Source organism: Streptomyces canarius, from assembly GCF_014650735.1.
Taxonomy (GTDB): Bacteria; Actinomycetota; Actinomycetes; order Streptomycetales; family Streptomycetaceae; genus Streptomyces; species Streptomyces olivaceoviridis.
The window spans coordinates 39,210-59,042 of the sequence record NZ_BMVN01000047.1 but is presented as its reverse complement, the minus strand read 5'-3'; the positions used below and the strand labels follow the sequence as shown (position 1 = coordinate 59,042).

19 protein-coding genes and 1 pseudogene are annotated in these 19,833 nt (G+C 71.6%); 7 read left to right on the top strand and 13 right to left on the bottom strand.

Features of this window, described 5'->3' with window-relative positions; translation table 11 throughout:
• Positions 1 to 291: 291 nt before the first annotated feature.
• The gene (locus tag IE294_RS38565; RefSeq protein WP_229917766.1) at positions 292 to 534 is read right to left on the bottom strand and encodes a hypothetical protein; all 243 of its coding nucleotides are present in this window, start codon (positions 532 to 534) and stop codon (positions 292 to 294) included.
• A 395-nt stretch (positions 535 to 929) separates the two neighbouring features.
• Positions 930 to 1,490: a hypothetical protein gene (locus IE294_RS38560; protein ID WP_189894009.1), complete on the bottom strand. Its 561-nt coding sequence runs from the start codon at positions 1,488 to 1,490 to the stop codon at positions 930 to 932.
• A 197-nt stretch (positions 1,491 to 1,687) separates the two neighbouring features.
• On the opposite strand from IE294_RS38560, the gene trhA reads away from it, so the two are divergent.
• Positions 1,688 to 2,425: a PAQR family membrane homeostasis protein TrhA gene (gene trhA / locus IE294_RS38555; protein ID WP_229917764.1), complete on the top strand. Its 738-nt coding sequence runs from the start codon at positions 1,688 to 1,690 to the stop codon at positions 2,423 to 2,425.
• Between the two features lie 281 nt (positions 2,426 to 2,706).
• Here trhA and IE294_RS38550 read toward each other — a convergent pair whose 3' ends face one another.
• Positions 2,707 to 3,045, bottom strand: coding sequence for a MerR family transcriptional regulator (locus tag IE294_RS38550; protein ID WP_189894005.1), 339 nt, complete (start codon positions 3,043 to 3,045; stop codon positions 2,707 to 2,709).
• Between the two features lie 1,008 nt (positions 3,046 to 4,053).
• On the opposite strand from IE294_RS38550, the gene IE294_RS38545 reads away from it, so the two are divergent.
• A complete protein-coding gene (locus IE294_RS38545; protein ID WP_189894003.1) occupies positions 4,054 to 4,431 on the top strand; it encodes a hypothetical protein in 378 nt (125 codons plus the stop codon).
• Positions 4,377 to 5,538: pseudogene (locus tag IE294_RS38540) on the top strand (IS30 family transposase). Before IE294_RS38545 ends, IE294_RS38540 begins: the two are co-directional and overlap by 55 nt.
• 72 nt (positions 5,539 to 5,610) lie before the next feature.
• On the opposite strand, the gene IE294_RS38535 reads toward IE294_RS38540, so the two are convergent.
• The 5 genes from IE294_RS38535 to IE294_RS38515 all read right to left on the bottom strand — a co-directional run bounded on the left by IE294_RS38535 (position 5,611) and on the right by IE294_RS38515 (position 10,202).
• Entirely contained in the window at positions 5,611 to 5,937 is a 327-nt protein-coding gene (locus IE294_RS38535; RefSeq protein WP_189894001.1) for an SCO5918 family protein, read from the bottom strand.
• A 50-nt stretch (positions 5,938 to 5,987) separates the two neighbouring features.
• Complete coding sequence (locus IE294_RS38530) at positions 5,988 to 6,392, bottom strand: CBS domain-containing protein (RefSeq protein ID WP_189893999.1); 405 nt, start codon at positions 6,390 to 6,392, stop codon at positions 5,988 to 5,990.
• A gap of 46 nt (positions 6,393 to 6,438) precedes the next feature.
• Entirely contained in the window at positions 6,439 to 7,935 is a 1,497-nt protein-coding gene (locus tag IE294_RS38525; RefSeq protein ID WP_189893997.1) for a DEAD/DEAH box helicase, read from the bottom strand.
• Positions 7,936 to 8,275: 340 nt separating this feature from the next.
• The gene (locus IE294_RS38520; protein WP_031045667.1) at positions 8,276 to 8,479 is read right to left on the bottom strand and encodes a cold-shock protein; all 204 of its coding nucleotides are present in this window, start codon (positions 8,477 to 8,479) and stop codon (positions 8,276 to 8,278) included.
• 1,540 nt (positions 8,480 to 10,019) lie between these two features.
• Positions 10,020 to 10,202: a hypothetical protein gene (locus tag IE294_RS38515; RefSeq protein ID WP_189894016.1), complete on the bottom strand. Its 183-nt coding sequence runs from the start codon at positions 10,200 to 10,202 to the stop codon at positions 10,020 to 10,022.
• On the opposite strand from IE294_RS38515, the gene IE294_RS49900 reads away from it, so the two are divergent.
• On the top strand, positions 10,138 to 10,365 hold the full coding sequence (locus tag IE294_RS49900; protein WP_359836486.1) for a MerR family DNA-binding transcriptional regulator: 228 nt from the start codon (positions 10,138 to 10,140) through the stop codon (positions 10,363 to 10,365). The genes IE294_RS38515 and IE294_RS49900 overlap by 65 nt on opposite strands.
• On the opposite strand, the gene IE294_RS48215 is transcribed toward IE294_RS49900, so the two are convergent.
• Positions 10,346 to 10,483, bottom strand: a complete 138-nt coding sequence (locus tag IE294_RS48215; RefSeq protein WP_229917763.1) for a hypothetical protein — start codon at positions 10,481 to 10,483, stop codon at positions 10,346 to 10,348. The two genes, IE294_RS49900 and IE294_RS48215, sit on opposite strands and share 20 nt — an antisense overlap.
• On the opposite strand from IE294_RS48215, the gene IE294_RS48210 reads away from it, so the two are divergent.
• The 3 genes from IE294_RS48210 (at position 10,482) to IE294_RS38500 (ending at position 12,717) form a co-directional block, all read left to right on the top strand.
• Complete coding sequence (locus tag IE294_RS48210) at positions 10,482 to 10,637, top strand: hypothetical protein (RefSeq protein WP_229917762.1); 156 nt, start codon at positions 10,482 to 10,484, stop codon at positions 10,635 to 10,637. The genes IE294_RS48215 and IE294_RS48210 overlap by 2 nt on opposite strands.
• 98 nt (positions 10,638 to 10,735) lie before the next feature.
• Positions 10,736 to 11,800, top strand: coding sequence for a lipoate-protein ligase LplAB (gene lplAB / locus IE294_RS38505; protein WP_189893995.1), 1,065 nt, complete (start codon positions 10,736 to 10,738; stop codon positions 11,798 to 11,800).
• Positions 11,801 to 12,048: 248 nt separating this feature from the next.
• On the top strand, positions 12,049 to 12,717 hold the full coding sequence (locus IE294_RS38500) for a hypothetical protein (RefSeq protein ID WP_189893993.1): 669 nt from the start codon (positions 12,049 to 12,051) through the stop codon (positions 12,715 to 12,717).
• A gap of 154 nt (positions 12,718 to 12,871) precedes the next feature.
• On the opposite strand, the gene IE294_RS48205 is transcribed toward IE294_RS38500, so the two are convergent.
• The 4 genes from IE294_RS48205 to IE294_RS38480 form a co-directional block, all read right to left on the bottom strand.
• Positions 12,872 to 13,447, bottom strand: coding sequence for an FHA domain-containing protein (locus IE294_RS48205; RefSeq protein WP_229917761.1), 576 nt, complete (start codon positions 13,445 to 13,447; stop codon positions 12,872 to 12,874).
• The gene (locus IE294_RS38490; protein ID WP_189893991.1) at positions 13,422 to 15,434 is read right to left on the bottom strand and encodes an AAA family ATPase; all 2,013 of its coding nucleotides are present in this window, start codon (positions 15,432 to 15,434) and stop codon (positions 13,422 to 13,424) included. Before IE294_RS38490 ends, IE294_RS48205 begins: the two co-directional genes overlap by 26 nt.
• A 102-nt stretch (positions 15,435 to 15,536) precedes the next feature.
• On the bottom strand, positions 15,537 to 17,177 hold the full coding sequence (locus IE294_RS38485; protein WP_189893989.1) for a hypothetical protein: 1,641 nt from the start codon (positions 17,175 to 17,177) through the stop codon (positions 15,537 to 15,539).
• The gene (locus tag IE294_RS38480) at positions 17,174 to 19,801 is read right to left on the bottom strand and encodes a protein kinase domain-containing protein (protein ID WP_189893987.1); all 2,628 of its coding nucleotides are present in this window, start codon (positions 19,799 to 19,801) and stop codon (positions 17,174 to 17,176) included. Before IE294_RS38480 ends, IE294_RS38485 begins: the two co-directional genes overlap by 4 nt.
• Positions 19,802 to 19,833: the final 32 nt, after the last annotated feature.

Here is a 19,833-nt window from a genome sequence, read left to right as displayed (position 1 = left end):
GGGGAACAGCACGCCGCAGTCGACGATCAGCAGCTTGCCCGCGTGCTCGAAGACGGTCATGTTACGGCCGATCTCACCCAGGCCGCCCAGGGCGATGACCCGCAGCCCTCCTTCAGGAAGAGCAGGGGCGGCTTTCAGTTCGGGGTGTGGATGACTCATACCCTGACGGTACCCGGAGAGCGGGACAGGGTGATCCATTACCTGTGCGATCTCTTCCTCCCGACGGGGTCGGGGCACCACAGCGGGTGTCCGGGGACGATCCGATGACGCCGGCGGCCGGACAGGGAGGGGTCAAGGCGGCACCGCCTTCGATGGGTCAGCCGTGCGCCCGGTGGTGCCGGCGAAGATCTCGTGCCCCTTGTCGTCGTGGCCGGCCTCCGCGGCCTCCTGGTGGGCCTCGCCGCTGGGCCACTCGGTGTACAGCAGTGCCCGAGTGCCGTCGGCGCTGTGCCGGAAGCGCGCCCGATCTTGCCCCGGGTGGCCGCCGTCCCTCGGCTGGCGGCGTTCACGGCGTCCGTGAAGGCGCGCTGCCACTCGACTCCATGACGTCCAAGGCCGCGGTGACCAGGCAGCCGGGCGTGTGAGTCTCGTCGGCTACGGCGAGAGCGAGGTACCGGCGGTATCGAGACGGCCCCGCGAGGGCGGCTGTCAAGCCGCTGCCCCGCAGGTACGGGTCGTAGGCGGCGTCACCGGCCCCCTGCGCGCAAGTCGGCACCGTGTCACCGTCGGTGCTCAGGAACCAGGACAGTGCGGCGCGCCCGTGCGCCCACGGGTCGCAGCCGTGCCATTACGAACCCGTCCTCACGGCAAGGACCAACCGACCGACGCCTCCCACCACTACCGTCCGAGCCGTGCCCGGATTCGTTCGATCACAGGTCACTGCTCGAACGTCCCGTTATTCGGATGCTTGTGTGCCGGCTCGGGCGGGGTCAGACACTCGTCCATGCTTCGATGAAGGCGTTACGTCCCGCCGCATCGAACGACTTGTGGTCCGCGTGAAGGACGCGCCAGGCGGTGAGTTCCAGGTCCCGGAGCCAAAGTTCGCCGATGACCTGTGTTTTGAGATCAGGAAGGTGGTCGGACTCGGTGAGCGCCTGGCCGATCACCTCTGCGGCCGCAACGCGCTGGGGAGCCGTCATCTCGTCTACGGCCGAGAGGATCTGTCCGGCCAGACCGGTTCCCTCTCCGGCCAGCGAACGCAGCACCAGGTCCTTGATATTGGTCGGCAGCAGGTAGGCGGTGCCCGAGGACCTCCACAGGTTCGACCAGAAGCGTTCTCCTGCGTCGGTGGGGGCGGGGAGCGCGGCCAGCAGTCCGAGGAGATGCGCGGTGGCCGCGTAGCCGTCGGAGTGGGCCGCCGCGAGGACCGCTATGCCGGCGACACGCTCCACGTCGAGACGGCCGGTTTCGAACTGTGAGGGCAGCCCCAATCTCTGTTCCAGCTGATCTGCGAGGGGGGCGGATGCGTGGGAGGGGAACTCGGGAAGCATCGGCGGTCCTTGGGCGTAGGTGGGTGGAGATACGCGCTCGGGAACCTTGGTCCTTCCCATGGCCAGGCGGCTTACACGGCTTCCGCAGGCCCAGTTGGTGGCGAGACCCACTTCGAGGGACGCTGTCACGGGCAGGCTCTTAGCATGATCGGATGGTTGCCGATGACGCCCAGAAGAACGAGACAGGACGGGAAGTTGTGTCTGGGGACGCCGTAACCGGTCTCCCCGGCGGATCACATCATGGCAATGCCGGGGAGGAGTTTCACCCGGCTGCCGACCTGGTCGAGTGGGCGGCCGACCTGGTCGAGCCGGTCAAGCCGAAGCTGCGTGGCCGGCTCCATGCCGCGATGGCCCCTGCCTCGGTGAGCGCCGGCATCGTCCTCGTCTGCCTGGCCCGGACCCAGCAGGCGGCCCTGGCCTGCACCGTGTACTCCGTCACCGCCTGGCTGCTGTTCGGGACGAGCGCCGTCTACCACCTGGGCACCTGGGGGCCGGTGGGCGAGGCCGTCCTGCGTCGCCTCGACCACGCCAACATCTTCCTGATCATCGCCGGGACCTGCACCCCTCTGGCCGTGCTCCTCCTCCCTCCTGACCGGCGAACCCTGCTGCTGTGGATCGTATGGACGGGCGCGCTGACCGGTATCGCCTTCCGCGTGCTGTGGGTCAACGCTCCCCGCTGGCTGTACACCCCCTGCTACCTGGCCCTGGGGTGGGCACCGGTGCGTTACCTGCCCGACTTCCTGCACACCGGCGGTGCGGCCGTGGTCACCCTGACAGTGACCGGTGGTCTCCTCTACAGCGCGGGCGCGGTGGTCTACGCCGTTCAACGCCCAGACCCCTCGCCCCGCTGGTTCGGCTTCCACGAGGTGTTCCACGCCTTGACCGTGGCGGCCTTCACCGCGCACTACATCGCCATCTCCCTCGCCGTCTACTGACCACAGCAGCAGGCGCATTCACCACTGCGGCACGGTGCTCTCGCCGCACTATCGGCCGGATCAACAACTGGGGCCGGGTGGGGGGATGCCTGGAGGGGAGGCGGCGGCGCCCGGGTAGGGAGCGTGCCAGCCGCCTCACCCTTTCTGGGCGGCGCCGCGACCGGGGCCGGAGGTGAGCGACGTGCCGGTGGAGCCGTTCGGACACGAGCACCATCTCTGCGCGCCACAGCCCGGCCACGCGCGGGTGTGATAGCCCGCCGATACCGGCGGGCCCGCTCACCTCAGGCTGCGGGCGATGGACTGGACGATCCGCCGGTGCGCCGGTATTCGGCGTTGATGCGCTGGGCTTCTTCGAGCTGGTCTTCGAGGATGATGATCCGGCATGCGGCCTCGATCGGGGTGCCCTGGTCGACGAGCTCACGCGCGCGGGCCGCGATGCGCAGTTGGTAGCGGGAGTAGCGGCGGTGTCCGCCCTCGGAGCGCAGTGGTGTGATCAGTCGCGCTTCGCCGATGGCGCGGAGAAAGCCGGGAGTGGTACCGAGCAACTCGGCAGCCCGGCCCATCGTGAAGGCGGGGTAGTCGTCGTCGTCAAGACGACTCAGCGACTCGTCTGCTGTCATCTCACCTCTCTGTGGAACGCGTGGAGGGGCCTTGGTGCCATTGGCACCAAGGCCCCGAAGGAACTGCAACACCATCTGCCGACCCTAGTGCTGCGCCGGCCTTCTGTTTCCGCCCAGCCGCCTGATACTCCGACGGGGGTGCGGGGATCGCGGATGCGTGACCGGAGACCACCTACCTATCGATGTCCTGCGGTACCCGGGCTCGCGTCTCCCGCCCGGGCGATCCTGATGGTGCTCGACTCCTTCGTTCCTCCCTAGGAACCAGTCACTTGCAAACAGGGACTGCATACTGCTCGTACTGCAACCGCGTCAACTGCGGTCCTGCTCACGGCGGCCCCTCGTCACTTCAGGCCACCCGGTCCGGTCGTCAGCCCCGTCGCCGTCGTACAACAACCTGGCTTCGAAACTCCACCACCGCACCGCCATACGTGGACTAGTGCCCGGCAGTTCGTGTCTGCCGGGCCTTGATCGATCTCAGCTACAAAAGAAACCATAAGCGCGAAGACATCGAATGTCTACTCCAGCCAGCATAGATTTTCTGCGGCTCGACGACGAGGTCTGGCCGTCCGCAGCGCAGGTCCGACGCACGGATGAGACCCGGAGCCGCCCACGGAGCTTCCCGTGGCGGCGCCGACCGCGGTTCTCAGCCCTCTCCGGCGAGCACGGCCGCTCGGGTGGGTTGGCAGGCGGGGCACAGGGTCGGGTGGGCAAGGGCCGGGCATGAACGATCCCGCAGACGAGAGTGACCCTGATGAACACGGTGTCCGTCAACGCCACAGCTGCCCCGTTCCACGCGGCCGTTGCCGGCGCACGCGATACCGCACAAGCGTTCATCGAAGACCTGTGGCAGCCGAACGGCAGCCGACCAATGCCTCGAAGCACGCCCCTGGCGCCCATGCGCACCCCCTGACCTGTAATGCGGCACCAGGGGAGCCGTGTGCGCCCTTCTCGCCCGGTTGCGGCGTCGTCCAAGCCGCCCGGGCGGGCCGGTGCATAGAATCCGATCCCATGCCGAAACCTGACGAGCTGCTCGTTGCGATAGCCGCCCTCGTGGAATCCGGGCAGAGCAATCAGATGACCCTGACCGTGGTCACCAGTGGTGCTGTCATCACCGGTCGGCTGGCTCCGGGAGCCATGTGGAGACAGAGGGCGTCTGAGGTGCTGACGGACTCCGCCGACCTTGGCGAGTTCTCCGCCGTCTTCAACACCCCCGCGAGGAAGGACGGACCGCCCACGCATCTGCATTTCCACGTCGCCCGGATCCTGCAGGGTACGGTGGGGATCCCGGAGACAGGCGGGATGTACCGCGTCGCGATCGAGGACGTCAGTGCCTGGACCGTGGGCGACTTCAGCTACTCCGATCACTTCAGCTACTCCGATCACTGACGCTCTACGGCCGGCAGGCATCCGGGAGGTACAAGGCAGCCCCGCCCATCGTGGACACGGGGCTGCCCTGGCAAGCACCCGAACCCCCGGCTCGCCCTGAGGAACCCGCCGGCCTGTCGCGCTACCTCACCGAGGCCGACCGCATCCACATCGCTGACCGGCTCGGGGAGAAGGTGTCCGTCCGGGCCATCGCGGCCGAGCTTGGCCGCAGTCCCTCCGCCGTGAGCCGGGAGATCCGCCGCAACCGCACGCTCATGCCCAACGGCAGCTGGTACTACCGTCCGCACGCCGCCCAGCGCCGCGCGGACGCCCGCAAACCGCGCCCCAAGCCCGGCAAGATCGGCCAGAACCCCAGGCTGCGGGACTTCCTCCAGGACCACCTGACCCGGCGGTAGAGCCCGGAGCAGATCTGCCACGCTCTACGGGCACGCTTCCCCGACCAGCCGGAGACGCACGTGGTCCACGAGACGATCTACCCGGCGCTTTGCGTCCAAGGCCGCGGGGAACCGAGGCGCCGGCTGACCCGGGCCCTGCGGACCGGACGCGCGTTGCGCCGCCCGCACCGGCACTCGGCAGCCCGCCGATCGCGGTTCGTGCCCTCCATGGTCATGATCAGCGAACGGCCCGCCGAGGCCGCCGACCGGGCTGTCCCCGGCCACTGGGAAGGCGACCTGGTCGTCGGCAAGAACAACGGCTCCGCCATCGGCACCCTGGTCGAACGCAGCACCCGCTGCCTGATGCTCGTGCACGTCCCACGCGACCACGGCGCCGCCGCCGTCCGCAACGCGCTCACCGAGACCGTCCTGATCCCCCGCTCACCTGATGCGGTCCCTGACCTGGGACCGCATCGAGATGGCCTCCCACCGCGCCTTCACCGTCACCACAGACATCCCGGTCTACTTCTGCGACCCGGCCAGCCCCTGACAGCGCGGCTCGAACGAGAACACCAACGGCCTGCTGCGGCAGTACTTCCCCAAGGGCACCGACCTGTCCCGCCACACCCGCGAGGACCTGGACGCCGTCGCCACCGAACTCAACAGCCGCCCAGGCAAAACGCTCGACCGGGAGACCCCAGCCGAGCGTCTGTCCGAACTGCTCGCGGCTTGATCAACTCACCGCGGTGTTGCTCCGACCCCTGGAATTCGCCCACGCCGGTGGGAGCTCACCGCTCTGTTCGGCTCACACCTGTCCGTAAGTCAGGCGGACAGGGGGAGTGCCGAGCGTTGCGGAAGCCGGCTCGTACGGGCCGGCCAGGGGCGCAGATGTGGCGGTAGGGCGGGTGCGGCAGGTGAAGCCGAGTCGGGTCATGGCCCTGAGGACTTCGCCGGTGCTGAAATCACGGCGGTCCTGGCGGGTGATGACCTGGCCGACCTGCTTGGCGGGGTAGTGGCGTCGTCCGATGATGACGAACTCACCGGTGACCGGCTCAGGTGTGACGCCCTTCATCGATTCCAGCACGCCGCTCTTGGTCAGATCGAACGGGAAGCGGGCGATGACACAGCGCATGATGCCTCCAGGGAGAAGAGAAGACGGGGCCGGGTAGGGGTGAGGGCGGTTCAGCGAGAGAGGGCGACGACGCCCAGAGCGTTGCCGTGTCCGTCGACCACGGGCGGGGCCCCGAGCCGGCGGCAGCGCATCGCACGCTCGGCTTCGGCCCTCGTGGCCAGCGGCGAGGCGAAGGGCCCGATGACGTCGGCGACGTCACGCAGGCGGATCCGGTCCGTGTATCCGGAACCGTCACGAACGGCCGTGAGCCGGTCCCGGGTGACCAGGCCGGTGCACATACCGTCCTCGTCGCAGACGACCAGATGACCTGTACGGGCGGCGGCCATCACGGACAGTGCCACCTCCACGGTCATGTCCTCCCAGACCTGCGGTTCGGCCGCGTCCATGGTGTCGGCCACCGTGCTGTGCGCGGGGTGGGCACTCGCCGGGCGGAACTGCGTCTGGTCCAGTGTCAAAGGGTGCCTCCTGCGGAGTTGGGCCGGCTTCCTGATCACCAAGGTTCTATGCCGCCGCACCGGCGGTGGACTGCCGTACGGGCGCGCGGCGGGCCGCCGAGACGGGGCGGCGTCGGCCGCGTGAGGTGGCGCCGCGCTTCTTGGGGCGTTCGACCACCGGTGCGGTGATGACGACCGGGATGCCGGAGGGGGCCTGGGCGCCGGTGATGCGGTGCAGGGCCTCTTCGCCGACGCGGACCTGGGTGGTCTGCGGGACGATGCCGGCCGCTGCCATGAGGCGGGCCATGCTGCGGCGCTGGTTGGGGGTGACCAGGGTGACGACGCTGCCGGACTCTCCTGCGCGGGCGGTACGGCCGCCGCGGTGGAGGTAGTCCTTGTGGTCGGTCGGCGGGTCGACATTGACGACGAGGTCGAGGTTGTCGACGTGGATGCCGCGCGCCGCGACGTTGGTCGCTACCAGCACGTTGACGTGTCCGGTCTTGAACTGTGCCAGCGTGCGGGTGCGCTGTGGCTGTGACTTCCCGCCGTGCAGGGCGGCGGCCCGTACCCCGCTGTTCAGGAGGTGCTCGGTGAGGCCGTCGACGGCGTGCTTGGTGTCGAGGAACATGATCACGCGGCCGTCGCGTGCGGCGATCTGGGTGGTCGCCGTGTGCTTGTCGGCGCCGTGGACGTGGAGCACGTGGTGCTCCATCGTCGTGACCGCGCCGGCCGAGGGGTCGACGGAGTGCACGACGGGGTCGCTGAGGTAGCGGCGCACGAGCAGGTCGACGTTGCGGTCGAGAGTGGCGGAGAAGAGCATGCGCTGGCCTTCGGGGCGGACCTGGTCGAGAAGGGCGGTGACCTGCGGCATGAAGCCCATGTCGGCCATCTGGTCGGCCTCGTCGAGGACGGTGATGGAAACCTCGTTCAGTCGGCAGTCGCCGCGGTCGATGAGATCTTTGAGGCGTCCCGGTGTGGCGACGACGACCTCGGCGCCACCGCGCAGCGCGCTCGCCTGCCGGCCGATCGGCATTCCGCCCACCACCGTGGCCAGCCGCAGCCTCACGGAGCGGGCGTACGGGGCGAGCGCGTCGGTGACCTGCTGCGCCAGCTCACGCGTGGGTACGAGGATCAGCCCCAGCGGCTGCCTGGCCTCGGCGCGCTGCCCGGCCGTACGGGCCAGCAACGCCAGCCCGAAAGCGAGGGTCTTGCCGGAGCCGGTGCGGCCACGACCCAGTACGTCGCGGCCGGCGAGGGAATTCGGCAGGGTCGCGGCCTGGATCGGGAAGGGTACGGTCACGCCGTGCGAGCTGAGCGCGCCCAGCAGCGCCCCGGGCATGTCGAGATCGGCGAAGCCCTCCACGGCGGGGAGCGCGGGAGTGATCGTCCTGGGCAGCGCGAACTCCCCCTGGACCGCGGCGGGCCGGCGGCCGTAACCACCGGAACGGCTCGACCCGGCGGAGCGGCTCCTGGCCGACGAACCGAATCGACTGCCACCCCTTCCGGATTCGGCACTGCTGTTACGGGTGCGGGTGAAGCGGTCGTTCGTGCGTGTGCGGTTCATGCGGAACCTTCCTCGATGCGGCACATATCAGGGAATTCCCGCAGCGATCAGCAGCGCAGAGAATTGCAAGAATGGACCGGTGGAATGCGGAAGCGAATCTGACCGACGAAAAGTCCGTGCGGGTACAGGAGCTGGAATGAGTGGCGCGAAGCGGACGCAATGTTCGGGGAGTGCACCGCGATGAAGCCATGAAGGGATGCGTGCACCACGCTCCGCATACGGTGAGCCTACGGGCTTCCTGGTTGTCATCCGCAGGCAAGACCACTGCGGAAAAATGCAAGTAGCTGGGGCCCGCACCCCGAAGGACGCGGGCCCAGCTACAAGTACGCGACAGTCAGTGTCAGGCGAGAACGATGTTCTCGGCCGTGGGGCCCTTCTGGCCCTGCGCGATGTCGAAGGTCACCTTCTGGCCCTCCAGCAGCTCGCGGAAGCCCTGGGCGGCAATGTTCGAGTAGTGGGCGAACACATCAGCGCCGCCACCGTCCTGCTCGATGAAGCCGAAGCCCTTTTCCGCGTTGAACCACTTCACGGTACCAGTAGCCATGTCATTTCTCCTTTGGGGCAGTGCATCGGGATCCGCGCTGCGCGGGCCCCGTGTCGCCGCGATGATCACCCCGCCGGAAAAGACCCCGGATAACAAAAGCACTTCCAGTGGGCACAGGTGTCGACCGGAGAGCACTTGAAGTTTTGGGAACCACAACTGCAACTGACATCGACAGTAGCACGCCGCAGCGGCCCGTGTACGGCGCATAGTCCCACTTCACTTTAATGCGGTAGAGAAACTGCCTGTCTGTTCCGTTGAAACCTCAGCTCGCGGGCACAGATATTTACCCAGCCGGAGCGTAACGTTTCGGGAAGCATTGGGGGCGCGCCCAGGGTAGGGCTGGTCTTCAGCCATGCCTTCGCGGGAGATACGGTGCTGTGGCCCGCCGTACGAGCCCCAGTCCCGGATGGCGAGGAACTGACGGCCCGGTCGAGGAAGAACTTCGTGCCGGCGATCCCGGGCGGGAGGAAAATTGCAGCGGGCCTTCGCGCGGATACGGCAGGCCATCAGGGACGAGGAAGACCTCCTCCTCTCCCGGGTACAGGAGCCGATGGACACCGGCCGGCTACGCGCACACTCGGCACCACCTGGGCGGCGGTTCGACAGACTCCCCCCGACGCGTCCGCTCCCCGTCATCCCCCGGCGGCCCCCGGGAACGCCCTGCTGGGTGTACCGCTGAGAGACGCAGCGCCCCAAGCGGAACTGAGCGCCCGGAACCGTGTTCCTTGACGGCGCCGCGTCGATCATCTCCGGAGTGCTGCTCTCGACGCGCCTACAGCCTGCCGACAAGGCACGCCATGACGATCGGAGTCTGTAGCGGCCCCGTGGGCTCTGCCCCATGTCACCCCCTCAGCACCCCAAAACCGCAGGCGAGTGCGCATTCTGCTGGGTCCTCCCCAGCCACTCCGCTGGGGAGCGGCTGGGGAGGAACCGGGGAGTCTCTCGCCGGTCAGGGAGGCTCTGGGGAGTTCGAGCGACACAAGCTCGAATGTCCCTGAAAGACGGTGAAAGAGACGTTCCCGCGGGTCAGAGACCACGAAGGGGCCAAAAGCCCAGGTCAGCGGCCCGCCCCGGGGGCTTCCATGCCGAAGGTGCCCTGGAGGGTGGGGCGGGTCGTGAACGTCATCTCTCACCTCGGTGTCCGGGTGCGTCGGTCGGCCCGTCCATCCTCATACAGTCCTCGGAGAGATTCCGGGGTTCCGGGAACGGGGCCGGCGCGGCCCGGACCGTTCCGTTCCGCGAGCGCCGGACACGGGCTCGCCGTCCGCAGAAGGAGCAGCAACGTCCCGCTCGGCCGACCGCTTCTTACCGGTGGACGGACACGTGCCGGTATCGACGCCACCACCGGGACACGGTTCCGTGCGGCCACGACGCCGGGGGCGTGGTACCGGGAGCGGCCGGCGGCGATGCGGGGCCGCCCGGCACGGTGGCTCCGCATCGCCGTTCCGGGCGGCCCCGCTGCGAGAGGCACCGCCGGGGAGGCGCGCGGTGCACGAACACGGCACCGCGTGCCTCCCCGCCCGGTTCCTCGCGCGGACGGTCAGCGGCGGTCCGCCGGCTGGGGAGCCGCGCCCCGGTCCACCTCCTCGAAGAGGGCCGCCGCCCGGGCGGCGGTCTCCTTGGCCCAGGTGCCGGTGCTGAGCAGCGCCAGGGCGACGATGCCGGGGCCGAGGCCGACCAGCAGCCACCGGACGCTGTGTTCCGCGTGGGTGTACGCGATCACAGTCCGTTCGCCCGCGGGCCGAGCCCGACCAGGTCCGACCATCGCCGAGGCCGCGCGCCGCACCGGGGTCAGCGTCCACACGCTGCGCTACCACGAGCGTGCCGGTCTGGTCATCACCGGCGTCGACCGAACGCCCGGCGCCGTTACCACCAGCGGAACCTGACCTGGATCACCCTGTGCACCACGCTCCGGGCGATCGGGATGCCCGTCGAGACGATCCGGCGGTAGGCCGAACTGGTCGCCGCCGGGTACGGCAACGAGGAGGAGCGCCTGGCCCTCATGGAGGCCCACCGCGCCGAAGTGGCCACGAGGATGACGGAGTTGCGGGAGAACCTGGTGCTCCTCGACCACGAGATCGACGTTTGCCGGGGCCGGCTCGCCGCCGGTGACGCCGACCGGCTGTGGGTGCCGCTCCCCAAGCCCCAGGCCGGCTGAGGAGGTCCCGCACCCCCGAGGGACGTGACCGGCGACCGGGGGAACACCACGGCCGGCCCCCGCGTTGATCCCGTGCGGGAGGAACGGAGGCCCAGGCAGTGCACGGTGAGTACAAGGTGCCCGGCGGCAAGCTCGTCGTCGTGGACGTGGACGTCGAGGACGGGGTGCTGCGGCACGTGCGCGTGGCGGGTGACTTCTTCCTGGAGCCGGACGAGGCTCTGGAGGCGGTGAACCGCGCGCTGGAGGGCGCCCCGGCGGACACGGACGCGGCGGGGCTGGCCGCGCGGATCGAGGCGGCGCTGCCCGCGGGGACGGTGATGTACGGGCTGACGTCGGAGGGCGTCGGCATCGCGGTGCGCCGGGCGCTCGCGCACGCCACGGACTGGACGGACTACGACTGGCAGCTGATCCACGAGGCCCCGCAGCCGCCGGCCCTGCACATGGCGCTGGACGAGGTGCTGACCGCCGAGGTGGCCGCGGGCCGGCGGGCGCCGACGCTGCGGGTGTGGGAGTGGGGCGCCCCGGCGGTGATCATCGGCAGCTTCCAGTCGCTGCGCAACGAGGTGGACCCGCAGGGCGCTGCCCGGCACGGCATCGAGGTGGTGCGGCGGATCTCCGGCGGCGGCGCGATGTTCGTGGAGCCCGGCAACACGATCACCTACTCGCTGTCGGTGCCCGAGTCCCTCGTGCAGGGCCTGTCCTTCCAGGACAGCTACGCCTATCTGGACGACTGGGTGCTGGGCGCCCTCGGCGACATGGGCATCCGGGCCTGGTACCAGCCGTTGAACGACATCGCGACCGACCAGGGCAAGATCGCGGGCGCGGCGCAGAAGCGGATCGTCGGCCCCGGCGGCGGCCCGGGTGCCGTGCTGCACCACGTGACCATGTCGTACGACATCGACGCGGACAAGATGGTCGAGGTGCTGCGGATCGGGCGGGAGAAACTCTCCGACAAGGGGACCAGGAGCGCGAAGAAGCGGGTCGACCCGCTGCGGCGGCAGACGGGGCTGCCGCGCGAGGCCGTCATCGACCGGATGATCGCCTCCTTCCGCGCGCGCTACGGCCTGGCGCAGGGCAAGGTCACCGACGAGGAGCTGGCCCGGGCCGAGGAGCTGGCGCGCACCAAGTTCTCGTCGCCGGAGTGGACCGCGAGAGTGCCGTAACCGTAACCAGAGCCGTAATCGCAGCCGTAGCCGTATCCGCGCCGGACCGGCCGGCCGTCGGCGGCTCGTGCTGCTGGCGGTCGACCGGGGGGCATAACGGGCAGAGCAGTACGTCGTGAACGCGCGCCCGTGATCGGGCGGGTACGCAGCGAGTTGGCACTTCCGCCCCACAGGGAGTCGTGTGACACTGTCGTCCCCGTCCACCCTGCGGACCCCTTCCGCACCCCCTCCCCCACGAGAAGTGCGCTGTGCGTTCCCTTCCTCTGCCGCTCGCTCTCACCGCGCGCCTGACGCCGGTCGCGGTGCTCGCCTGTGCCGGCTGGGCGCTGTCGTCCGGCCCGGCCGCGCCGCCGGCCTCCGCCGGGCACCCGACGGCCCAGAAGACGCCCCCCGGGTCCTCCGCCGCCGCACCGTCGTCCAGCGCGGCGGCGAAGACGTACACCACCGCACCCGCCCCCTGCTCCGCCGTGCCCGCCGGCACCGTCAAGTCCCTGGTGCCCGGGGCGAAGACGGCCGGCAAGGAGATCCCGTCCACGGACACCGCGCTGCGCCGCACCTGCTCCTGGAACGCGCTCCAGGGCTACGACTACCGCTGGCTCGACGTGTCCTTCGAGATCAGCGAGTCGGACCAGGGGGCGAAGAAGGAGTACGAGCAGCGGGTCGCCGAGAAGAGCGGCGGCGGGGTCGTCCCCGGGCTCGGGGACAGCGCCTACTCCGTCGTGAACCTCACCACGGAGGACGGCCAGCAGACCCGTGAGGGCGTGGTGCTGGTCCGTGCCGCCAACGCCCTCGTCGTCGTCACGTACAACGGAAGCGACTTCGAGAACAAGAAGGCCCCCGGTACGGACGAGATCAACAAGGGGGCCATCAAGGCGGCGAAGTCCGCGGTGGCCGCGCTGGGCGCCGGCCGGAACTGAGCACGCACACCGGACCGAGGGCTCGGGCCGGTGCCGGGGGCCGGGCGCGTACGCGGTGCGCCGGTGTCGAGAGCAAGTCCGGTCCCGCGCAATGGAATTGAGGTCGACTCCGAGCGCCTGCACCGGTGTTGAGGCCGAGCCCGTGTGCCGGTGGTCAGGCCGGCGGGTCCGTGGGCTCGGTCTCGATGCCGCGGACCACGAAGCCGGCCCGGGGGCCGAGTTCGACGCGGTCGCCGTTGCGCAGGCGGACGGCCCGGTCCGGCACCAGGACACGGTCGTTGACGCGCGTGCCGTTGGTGGCGCCCTGCGCGACCTCGGTCACCCAGGCCGCCCCGTCCGCGGTGTGCACGACGGTGGCGTGCCGGGCCGAGACCGTCTCCTCGTCGGCCAGGATCGCCGCCGCCTCGGGCGCCCAGCTGCTGCTGCGCCCCAGCCGGAGTTCCCCGCCGCGCGGCACGTCGAGGTGCCGACCGCCGGCGCGGAAGACGAGCCGGAGCACACCGCCCGCCAGCCGCTCCGGCCGCGGACCCGTACCGGGCTCCCGGCCGGGCGCGCCGAGCGGGGACAGGCACGCGGGGCACACGGCCGTACCGGCGGGGACGACCCTGCGGCACCCCGGGCACCGCTCGCCGACGGACGGCGGGGACGGGCGGGGTGCGGCGACCGGGGAGGCGACGCCGGCGCCGACCTCCCACTCGTCGTCGTCATCCCAGTCGTGCACCTCCGCCATCTGCGTCTCCCTTCTTGAGCACGACGGTCGTGTCCACCCGTCCGCTGTCGGTCTCCCGTACGTCCGTCACCACGACCGTGGTGCCCGGCCCGAGGTCGGAGGAGGCGAACAGTTCCCGGGCGAGCGGGTTGATCAGATGTGTCTCCAGGACCATGCCGATGCCACGGCCGCCGTTCCACTTGTCCCGGGTGCAGTGGTCGAGGAGCCGGCTCCGGGCCGTGTCCTCGATCCGCAGGACGAGTTGGTGGCCCTGGGCCAGCTGGCGCTGGATGTTGCGGACCTGGAGGTCGAAGATCTGCGCGGCGACCTCGTCGGAGATGAAGTCGAAGACGACGACGTTGCCGCCGATCCGGTTCATCAGCTCCGGCCGCCCGATGACCTGTTCGAAGTGCTTCTTGACGTTGTCCCGGACGGTGGCCTCCAACTCCCGGTACGGCGTGCCCGGTTCCACGATCCACTCGCGTTCCCCGGTCTCCGGGTCCGTGCGCTGCACGCCGAGGTTGGAGGTGAAGATGAGCACGCACTCGCTGAAGTAGGTGGTGACGCCCTGACCGTCGGTGAGCCTGCCGTCCTCCAGCACCTGGAGGAACTTGTCCAGGATGCCCTTGTCGGCCTTCTCGATCTCGTCGAAGAGGATGACGCGGAAGGGGTTCTCCCGTACGGCGGAGGTCAGTTCGCCGCCCGCCTCGTACCCGACGTAGCCCGGGGGCGCGCCGACGAGCCGGTCGGCGGAGTGCGCGGCGGAGAACTCGCTCATGTCGAAGCGGAGATATGCCTGGTCGCTGTCGAAGAGCACGGAGGCCACGGCCTTCGCCAGTTCCGTCTTGCCGGTTCCGGTCGGGCCGGCGAAGAACAGCACGCCGCGCGGCCGGTGTCCGGGGCTGGTGGCCTGCGCCCCGGACAGTCCGAGCGCGGCGCGCTTGAGGATGTCCAGGGTCATCGCCACGGCGGCCTCCTGACCCAGGACGCGGCTGGGGATGGACCCCTCCTCGCGGGGGTTCTCGCCGCGCAGGATGCGCTGCCGGATCTCGTCGCGGCTCCAGGGGTTCTTCTCCACCCCGAGCCGGTAGATCCGTACGGCGTCCGGCATGGCGGCGAACGGCAGGCCCCGGGAGCGGGCGAGCTTCACGCTCTCCTCCATGGCCCGCAGGCTCAGTCCGGAGGCCGCGCGGGCGAACGCGCCGACCGCCCGCGCCGACTCCTCGGCGTCCACACCGCCCGTGGTGGCACCGTCGTCGCGTGCGCCGTGTCCGGGGTACCGCTCGTAGCGCTCGTGCAGGAGGCGGGCCATCGTGGTGCGTTCGTCCGCGTCCGGCTCCGGTACGGCGACCGCGCGGATCCGCTCGCTGCCGGAGACCAGCCACGCGGGGACGTCCCGCTCCCCCTCGGCGAGCCAGACGACCGGGTTGAACAGGCCCGGCCCCTTCGGTACGACGCCGGTCCCGACGCGGGGCGGCAACGGCTCGGCCTCGTGGGCGAGTTTGAGGCAGGCGAGGAAGAAGTCCCGTTCGTCGGGGGTGACTCGGGACGGGTCGGTGAGCAGGCGGGAGGCGTGGTCGATCACCAGGGCGACCCGCAGTGGTCGCAGCCGGCGGCCGTCGCGCATCATCTCCTCCCGCTGCCGCGCCCACCCGCTGGTGATGTTCCGCAACTGCTCCAGCACCGCCTGGCGTTGCGCCGCCGTCTGACCGGGGAACTCGTGCGGTCCCTGGAGCAGTTCCTCCACGGCCGCGCGGACCTCGCCCTCACCGACCTGTGCCACGCGGAAGCCGCTCACCTGGTCGCACAGCACCAGCGCCTCGTAGCCCTTCTCCCGCAGCGGGTTCCAGAGCACGTCGTGCAGCGAGTGGAACCGGTCCCGGCCGCGCCGGCGCACCAGGTGCAGATCACGGATGTTGCCGTGCAGCACGTACTGCGCGTGCACCCCGAGTGTTCCGGTCAGCTCCTCCACGAAGGGCGGGAGCCGGTCTTCCTTGGACAGGTCCATCGTTCCTCCCCGATGCGCGCTGTCGCGGGCCGCGCGCCGGCCTCAGGTGGTCTCGGCGGCGCGCGCCCGGCCTTCCCGGCGGCGAGCGGCGTCCGTCATCTCTCAGCGGCGGCCGTCACCGTCGACGGTGCGGTGCCGGGGGGCGTCCCGGGGCACGTCCCGGTGCGTGCCGGCCGCGGGGCCGGCTTCCTCGATCAGTTCGTCGAGCACCCAGGCGTCCTCCCCCAGGACGCCCGGCAGGGCCCCCTCGGTGCGTTCGACCTCGAGTTCCAGGTCCAGGCCCAGCGCGCCGCTGATCTTCTCGAACTCGGCGAACCGCTGCTGGGCCTCGGCGCAGCGGGCGTCGTCCAGGGCGCGCTGCTCGGGCGTCCGCTCCCCCGGCGTGCCCCGGTACATGGTCGCCACGCGTAGGCGGCCGTCGACCAGGGTCGCCCTCAGCCAGTGCCCGGGCTCCCAGCCGTCCGGCGTCCAGTCGAGGCGGATCTCCTGTCCCTCGGGCCGGCCCGCCCCGGCCCGGCCGCCGAACCTCCTGGCCAGCTCCGCGACGGCGCCGGCGCACTGCTCACGGACGTACATCGCCTCCAGGGCGTGCAGCCGCTCCTCCACCCGGCACCGGACCAGTTCCTGTTCGGCCGGGGTCAGCGCGGTCCCCTCCTCCAGGGCCCGGCGCAGCAGCGCCACGGCGTCCGGGGCGGGGGGCAGGTCCTCGGCGCCCCGCGGGGTCTCGTACACGAGGAAGTCGTAGTGCAGGGCGGCCTTCTCCTGGGCCTCCCGCGTCCGCTGTGCCTGCTTGTTGGCGTCCCGCACGAACTTGCGTGCCTCCGTGAGGTGGATGCGGGCCCGGCGGGGGTCGTCGGCGGCCCGGCGTACGGCGTCCCGGACGGCGCCCGCGGCGAGTTCGCCGGCCTTGGTGTCGGCGTACGGGTCCAGTTCGCCGAGGATCTCCGCCCCGGTGCGGCGGACCTCCTCGGGGCCGAGCGCGGCGGGGCCGCGCCGGGGGGTGGTCTGCCGGGGGGTGGTCTGTCGGGGCAGTTGCCGTGCCTCGGCGTCGGCGGTGCGCTCGGCGGAGAACCGTCCCAGGGTGCGCAGACGGCTTTCGCGCAGGGCGCGCTGCCAGTCGTCGTCCCGTTCCTCGTCCAGCCGCAGCAGGGCGGCGAGCCGTTGCTGTTCCCACGCGGCCTGCCGGTCCTCCGCGCGGCGCAGGGCCTCCTCGGCACGGGCCATCTCCCGCCGGAGTTCGCCCAGTCGCTCCCCGACGGGCGTCAGCGGCGGTGGCACGTCGGGCGGTGGCGGGGGTCCGGGCGGGCCGCCGTGCGCCGCGGCCCGCGCCACCCGGGACAGCAGGGCGCGCCTGCGGGCGTTGACCCGGACGGCGGCGAACGCTGCGGCCTCCCACTGCTCGGCGGCCGTGGCCGCCAGGCGCTGCTGCCGCTCCAGGCAGCGCTGTTCCTCCGCGGCCCGCACCGCCGCGGCGGCGAGGACCCGGGTGCCGAGCAGGGCGGCCCGCCCGGCGAGCAGGACGCCGCTGAGCGAGCCGAGCACCTGGAGCGCGGCGTCCGCGGCCTGGTGGACCGCGTGTCCGGCCGCGTCGGCGAGGTGGGCGGAGGCCTGTCCCGCCGCGTCGTGCAGGTGCAGCATGCCGGTGTGCGGCAGCGCCTGCGGGTCGAGGGGCGGCGGGGGCGGTGCGAAGTGCACGGCGGGTGCCACCGTCTGGATCGTGGGGATGCCCAGACCCGAACTCATGCCTGCTCTCCTGTCGTATCGGTCGTCGTCCCGGACCGCCCGCGGGCTGGCTGCCGCGCCCGGCGCCACCGGCCCCGGCCACCGCCGCCCCGGCGGGACACCCGCCGTGCCCGGCGTTCGCGCCATCGCCGCCACCGGCCGCCGGCACCCGGACGCACCGCCTGCCGCGCCCCGGGCCCCCGGTCCCCGGCACTCCGGCGCACCCCTTGCCATACGCCCCGCAACCGGTCCCCCGCGCCTCGGCCGACCGCCTGCCGCACCCGGCGCCACCCGTCCCCCACACCCTGGCGCACCCTGCGCGCTACCTGCCGCCAGGTCCAGCCGCCTCGGCCGCCGGCTCGCCGGTCGGGGCGCCGGTCGAGGCCCCGGCGGCGGGCCGTCCGCTGGGCCCGGTGCTCGCGGCGCAGGCGGCGCCAGGCCCAGCCGCGGCGGACGCTCCAGACGGCGACGGCGGCGGCCGAGGCGAGCGGCCACAGCCAGGGCACGACGGCGATGGCGTAGAACGCGAGGACGACGGCGAGGACGAGCAGCGCCGCCGCGACGTAGCGCCCGGCCCGGGTGCGGGCCAGCCTGGCGGGGCGGTCCGCGCTGCGGATCAGCAGGCCCGCGAGCGAGCGGCCGGGGTGGTAGAAGGGCGGCCCGATGTACACGGCGGTCCACAGCTCCACCACGAAGACGAACGCGGCGGCGGGCAGCGCCTCCAGCCAGGCCGTGACGACCGCCTCCTGGGAGGCACGGCCCAGCACGTCCGCGAGACCGATGACGAAGCTCCAGGGCGCGGTGACGGCGGTGGCGCCGAGCAGCGCCCAGCCCAGGGTGGGCAGGCGGTCCAGCCGGCGCAGTACGGCGAGCAGGCCGTCCTGGTCGGCGGCGAGCAGCCGCTCGTGCTCCTCGACGACGCGCCTGTGCCGGAGCTCCTGCGCGTCCTGCCGCGCTCGGCCGCCGAGCAGGAGGGCTGCGACCAAGCGCAGGTCGTCGTCCTGGGCGGAGAGCAGCGCGTCGAACCACGGCACCCGCTCCGGGAACTCGGCGCGCAGCAGTACGAGTTGACGGGTGAGCAGGCTCCTGGTGCGTTCCGGTTCACGCGCCAGTTGCAGCAGCCAGGCGTCCACGGCCACGGTGCGCCGCAGGGCCGCCCGGTCCCGGCGGTCGCGCCTCAGCTCCCGGACGGTGGGATCCCAGCGGGCACGCAGGACCCGCCAGGCGCGGTCCGTCTCGTCCAGGCCGTCGCCGCCCGGTCGCTGGGCGAGTCCGGTCAGCACCTCCGGGTGCTGCGCCAGGTGCCGCAGCAGCGCGACCGCGTCGGCGTGTCCGTCCCGGGCGCCCTGACACAGCCGGCGCATGCTCTGCGCGTCCAGGGCGGCTCCGTGCCAGGTGACGTCCAGGCCGGGGCCGAGCCAGTTGAGGAGCCGTACGAGGCCCGCGACGGACGGGGGCTGCGCCAGTTCCCGCCGCAGGTCGGCGAGCCTGCCCAGTTCCTCGGGGCTGCGGCCCCCGACGGTCTCGAACTGGCCCAGCCACACGACCAGTCGGGCCCGGTCGCCGTCGTCGGCCAGCATGCGCGCCGCCGAGACGTGGTTCTGGTCCAGGTGGACGGCGAGGTGGTCGGTCCCGGTGAACTCCTGCCCCATGAACGGGAAGGGGTCGACGGCGGGGCGGGTGGGGTCGTCGGGGAAGATCCGCCCGTCGGTGCGCGGGGCGACGTCGGGGTCCCGGCCGTCGAGCCAGTCCCGTACCTCGGCCGCCTGCCAGCGCTGTTCGGGCGCCCGGGTGAGCAGGCCCTCGCAGAGCAGCCGGGTCCTGCGGTCGGTGATGTCACTGACGTCGGGGTCGTGCGTGGCGATCTCCGCGAGCACGTCCTCGTCCCGGCGGAACCCGATGGGGTGCCTGCCGAGGGCGAGTTGGGCGACGACCATGCCGAACGACCACCAGTCGCCCGCCTCGGAGACGGTCTGCCGGAGCAGTCCGGCCTCGGGTGCGAGGTAGAGGGGTTTGCCGCGCCAGTCGGCCGGGGGGTCCAGCGCTTCGTCGGGCCGGTGGGCGGCGGCGCCGAAGTCGACGAGGACGAGGTCGACCGTGTCGGCGCGGCGGGTCTGCACCATGATGTTGTCCGGGGTGATGTCCCGGTGGACGACGCCCCGCTCGTGCAGGGCGGTGACGGCACCGTGGAGCTGGCCCACCACGGCGCGGACGGCCTCGGGGGGCAGCCCGTCGGGGTGGTCCACGTGGTACTTCTCCAGGGTCTCCTCGCCGTGCGACCAGTACAGGTGCCAGGGGTGTCCGTGCGCGTCGCCGGTCTCGAGGAGCCGTTCCAGATGGGGAGTCGGGGGCTCGGCGAGGTCGCGCAGCTCCCGTTCGACGTTCGGGTCGGGGGCGTGCAGCCGGTGGTACCACTTGAGGACCAGGGGTATCTCCGCGGCTCCGTGACGGCCCGACAGGTCCCGTACGCGCAGGACGACGGCCTCGACGGGCCGGCGCGCCTCGCGGAGCACGGTGACGAGCAGGAAACGATCGGCCAGTTCGGGCGGCACATCGGCGCCGACCGGGCGGGTCTCGATGAGCCGGGCATCGGTGAAACCCCCGTCCGCGGGGTCGACGAAACGGGTGGGCGGTGTGGTCGTCATCTTCCGGCCTTCCGGGAAACGCGCGGGGTGAA